Source organism: uncultured Rikenella sp., from assembly GCF_947628055.1.
Classification (GTDB): Bacteria; Bacteroidota; Bacteroidia; order Bacteroidales; family Rikenellaceae; genus Rikenella.
In genome coordinates this window covers 1-4810 of the sequence record NZ_CANQYJ010000138.1, presented here as the reverse complement: position 1 = coordinate 4810, position 4810 = coordinate 1, and the positions used below count along the sequence as shown (strand labels likewise).

The window sequence follows — 4810 nt, the reverse complement described above, 5'->3', positions numbered from 1 at the left end:
AAAGCATGAATTGCTTTTGAACAGGATTTCCGCCAGCGCGCGGGACAAATATAGTTTCAGGTCGCAGCCTGCGGGATCGTTTAGGGTAGTTTTAGCCCGGTTCGCGTGCCGAGCGGCACCCGCGCGCGACGGTTGGAGCAGGAAATCGTTCAAAAGCATGAATTGCTTTTGAACAGGATTTCCGCCAGCGCGCGGGACAAATATAGTTTCAGGTCGCAGCCTGCGGGATTGGGTAGTTCCAGCCCGGATCGTGTGCCGCTCGGCACACGATCCGGGCTGGAACTACCCTAAGTTTCCCGGGCGTCCGACCCGAAAAGAAACCTACAATTGAGAATCAAGTTGCGTTTACAGGCAGTCTGAGCGAGAGGAGAGAAAAGGAAAGACCTCTACCCCCGGCGAGGGAACGCTTTCACCAGAGAGAAAGTCCCGCCGGTTTGAAGCGATTACCGAAGAAAAAAACCTCGGCCGACTGGAAAGCTCCCCTTTGAACAAACAGTTATTTATCTTTTCGCAAAACTGTTTCCACCCAACCAGTCAGTTCGACAAACTGCGCCACCGACAGCGTTTCCGGCCGCAGACCGAAAAACGGATGCGCCTCCACCCGTCCCTCCGCCACCGCATGCAGCACCTCGGGAAAAGACGAGCCCAGCGAATTTCGTATCGTTTTCCGGCGCTGGTTGAACGTCGCCTTGACAATCTGCTTGAACAGCACCTCGTCACAAGCCAAACGCACCGTCCCGTTCCGCCGGAGCCGGATCACCGCACTCTGCACCTTCGGCGGCGGATTGAACACCCCCGGCGGCACCGTAAACAGATATTCTATATCATAATACGCCTGCAACAAAACACTGAGAATCCCATACTCCTTCCCCCCCGGAAGCGCCGCCAGCCGCACCGCCACCTCTTTCTGGATCATCCCCGCCACCTCCGGCACAAGATCTTTGGCCTCCAGAACCTTAAAGAAAATCTGCGACGAGATATTATAGGGGAAATTTCCGATGATCCTCACCCCCTCCGGATAAAGACCGGCCAGATCGAGCAGCAAAAAATCCCCTTCGATAATATGCAGCTCCGGATAATGCGCCCGCAGATAGGCCACGCTCTCCCCGTCGATCTCCGCCACCGTCAGCCGGTCGCCGTATACCGGCAGCAGATATTGCGTCAGCACCCCCATCCCCGGCCCCACCTCCAGCACGCACTGCGTTCCGCCGGCATCCGCCGGAACCGGTTCAAGCACTTCGGCGATGCGCCGTGCGATATGCAGATCGGTCAGGAAATGCTGCCCTAAGTATTTCTTTGCCCTTACTTCCAAAATCTTTCTTTTCGGGATCGCGAAATCCCCGTAAACCGGTCAGTTTCCCGCCTCCGAGAGGAACTTGACCCGCACCAACCGGATCTCCTCCTCCGTATAATCCGCCCCTAATTCCCGCACCGCCTCCTCCACCGAATCCGTCTGCGCCTCCTCCGTAAAATAGTCGATGATGTCCAACACCTTGTCCTCGTCCACCATCTCCGCAATATAGTAATCGATATTGAGCCGTGTCCCCGACCCCACGATCGCCTCGATCTCGTCCATCAGTTCCTCCATCGAGAGCCCCCTCGCATCCGCAATATCCTCGAAATCCATCTTGCGGTCGATGCTCTGGATGATGAAGACCTTGTTTCCGCTCTTGTTCACCACGCTTTTGACCACCATCTCCTGCGGCCGCTCGATATTGTTTTCCTCCACATACCGGCCGATGAGCTCGATGAACGGCTGCCCGTAGCGTTTGGCCTTCCCCGCCCCGACCCCCGTGATATTCTGCATCTCCTCGAGGGTCACCGGATACTGGATCGTCATATCCTCCAGCGACGGTTCCGAGAAAATCACGAACGGCGGTAAGTTGTTCTTCTTCGCCACCTCCCGTCGCAGTTCGTCCAGCATCGCAAAGAGCACCGGATCCGCCGCCCCTCCGCCGCGTCCGCCTCCGTGCGTCGCCAGCGAATCGTCGTCGTCCGTATCCTCGTATCGGTGGTCCGACACCAGTTTCACGCTGTACCCCCCTCCCGGAGCGATAAACGCCCGACCCGCCTCGCTGATCGACAGCAGTCCGTAATTTTCGATGTCCTTGTCCACCAATCCCAAGATCTGTCCCTGCCGGATCACCGCACTCCAGAACTGCGCGTCGTGATCTGCCCCCGCTCCGAACAGTTCCAGTTTGTGGTGTTTGTACGATTTGATGAGATTCGTCGCCTTTCCCAACAGCATCGCTTCGAGATAGTCCGCCTTGAACCCCGGCCCGATGGCATCGAGGGTTTCGAGCATCAGCCGCATGAACTCCCGCCCCTCGAACTCCTCGCGCGGGTTGCAGCAGTTGTCGCAGCAGCCGCAATTCTCCGCCCCGTACTGCTCCCCGAAGTAATGCAGCAGCATCCGCCGCCGGCACATCGCGCTCTCGGCATACGACACCGTCTCCTGAAGCAAGAGTTTCCCGATCTCCTGCTCGGCCACCGGCTTGCCCTGCATGAACTTTTCGAGTTTCTGAATATCCTTGTAACTGTAGAACGTAATGCACCGTCCTTCACCCCCGTCCCGTCCCGCGCGCCCCGTCTCCTGATAGTATCCCTCTAACGACTTGGGAATATCGTAGTGTATCACGTACCTGACATCCGGTTTGTCGATCCCCATCCCGAACGCGATAGTGGCCACGATCACATCCACCTCTTCCATCAAGAATTTGTCCTGGTTGGCCGCCCGCGTCGCCGCGTCGATCCCCGCATGGTACGGCAGCGCCTTGATTCCGTTCACCACCAGCAATTCAGCCAGCTCCTCGACTTTTTTTCTCGACAGGCAGTAGATAATCCCGCTCTTGCCCGGGTTCTGCTTGATATACTTGATGATCTCCTTCGTGGCCCCCACTTTCGGCCGCACTTCGTAGTACAGGTTCGCCCGGTTGAACGACGACTTGAACACCTTGGCGTCCTGCATCCCGAGGTTTTTCTGGATGTCGAGCTGCACTTTCGGCGTCGCCGTAGCGGTCAAGGCGATCACCGGCGCCTGTCCGATCTCCGCGATAATCGGCCGTATCCGTCTGTACTCCGGCCGGAAATCATGCCCCCATTCCGAAATGCAGTGCGCTTCGTCGATCGCATAGAACGAGATTTTGATCCGCCGCAGAAATTCGACGTTTTCCTCCTTGGTCAGCGATTCGGGTGCGAAATAGAGCAATTTGGTCTTCCCGGCCAAGACATCCTCGCGCACCCGCTGCACCGCGCTCTTATTCAAGGAAGAGTTGAGGAAGTGCGCCACCCCGTCTTCCATCGAGAAAGTCCGCATCGAGTCCACCTGATTCTTCATCAAGGCGATGAGCGGCGAAATGACGATCGCCACCCCGTCCATCATCAGTGCCGGCAGCTGATAGCACAGCGATTTCCCTCCTCCCGTGGGCATCAATACGAACGTGTCGTTCCCCGCCAGCACGTTGCGGATCACCTCTTCCTGGTTCCCCTTGAACTGCGAAAAGCCGAAATGCCGTTTCAGGCTCTCGTACAGAATATCGGTCGGATGCTGAGACATAGTTTCGCCGTAATAGATAGAATATCGTAAATGGCTGTCGCGCCCGCTCCGGAAAAAGAACGACCTGATGCGAGCCACAATAAAGGTAGCGATTTTTTACGAAATCCAACTACCTTTGTCTAAAAATCCATCGACAGTGACTCCCGAAAATACCATCGCATTCGCCCGGAATATCATCCGCACCGAGTGCTCCGCCGTCGAACGGCTGGAAAATTATATCGACCTCAGTTTCGTCGAGATCGCCGAAACGATCTTCCGAAGCAAGGGGCGGCTCATCATAACGGGTATCGGCAAAAGCGCCATCGTCGCCAACAAGATCGTGGCGACGCTCAATTCCACCGGAACGCCGGCGGTCTTCATGCACGCGGCGGACGCCATCCACGGCGATCTGGGGATCATCCTGCCGGAGGACATCGTCATCTGCATCTCGAAAAGCGGCAATTCGCCGGAGATCAAGGTGCTGGTGCCGTTCATCCGGCAGATGGGGAATCTGTTGATCGGGATGGTGGGCAATCTCGATTCGTTTCTGGCGCAGCACAGCGACCGGATACTGAATACGACGGTGGCGGAGGAGGCGTGTCCGAACAACCTGGCGCCGACGTCGAGCACGACGGCGCAGATGGTCATGGGGGATGCGCTGGCGATGACGCTGCTCAAGATGCGGGGCTTCACGGCGCAGGATTTCGCGCGGTTCCATCCGGGGGGGGCGTTGGGGAAGAAGCTCTACACGCGGGTGCGCGACATCATGTCGGACGAGGGGGTGCCGAAGGTGGCGCCGGAGGCGCCGCTGAATGAGGTCATTATCGAGATTTCGAGCAAGCGTCTCGGTGCGACGGCGGTGGTGGATCCGGCTTCGGGGCGGCTGGAGGGGATCATCACGGACGGGGATTTGCGGCGGATGCTCGAGAGCGGACGAGAGTTGGCGGCGGTGAGGGCGCGGGACATCATGTCGGTCGCGCCGAAAACGATCCCGGCGGACGAGCTGGCGGTCAAGGCGTTCCGGATGATGGAGCAGAATAAGATTACGCAGCTTCTGGTGCTGGATCCGGATCGGAATGATGACTATTGCGGGATCATCCATATCCACGATATTCTTCGCGAAGGGGTAGTCTGAATATTTTATCGTTCGGTTATTCACTGCCTCTGTTTGAGGGTACTGTTCTCTTTAACTTCGCTTCGCTTGTTTTCCTCGCGCTACCTCGGCATAGCCCGCAAGCGGTCTCTGCCCTCGGAACGCTGCTCGGTTGTGAACAA

The 4810-nt window shown here is 57.4% G+C and carries 3 protein-coding genes; 1 reads left to right on the top strand and 2 read right to left on the bottom strand.

The annotated features are described in order from the left end of the window. Positions 1 to 496: 496 nt before the first annotated feature. Together rsmA and recQ are read right to left on the bottom strand one after the other, a co-directional pair. Positions 497 to 1315, bottom strand: coding sequence for a 16S rRNA (adenine(1518)-N(6)/adenine(1519)-N(6))-dimethyltransferase RsmA (rsmA, locus tag Q0Z93_RS09650; RefSeq protein WP_298064995.1), 819 nt, complete (start codon positions 1313 to 1315; stop codon positions 497 to 499). A gap of 36 nt (positions 1316 to 1351) precedes the next feature. Then, positions 1352 to 3556 (bottom strand): DNA helicase RecQ, encoded by a 2205-nt coding sequence (recQ, locus tag Q0Z93_RS09645; RefSeq protein WP_298064992.1) that lies wholly within the window; start codon positions 3554 to 3556, stop codon positions 1352 to 1354. Between the two features lie 115 nt (positions 3557 to 3671). On the opposite strand from recQ, the gene Q0Z93_RS09640 reads away from it, so the two are divergent. Then, positions 3672 to 4670 carry a KpsF/GutQ family sugar-phosphate isomerase gene (locus tag Q0Z93_RS09640; RefSeq protein ID WP_298064991.1) on the top strand — a complete coding sequence of 333 codons (999 nt, stop codon included), beginning with the start codon at positions 3672 to 3674 and terminating at the stop codon, positions 4668 to 4670. Positions 4671 to 4810: the final 140 nt, after the last annotated feature.

Bases quoted from the DNA above. Each gene is read 5' to 3' on its own strand.
- recQ (WP_298064992.1), bottom strand. From the start codon at position 3,556: ATGTCTCAGCATCCGACCGATATTCTGTACGAGAGCCTGAAACGGCAT.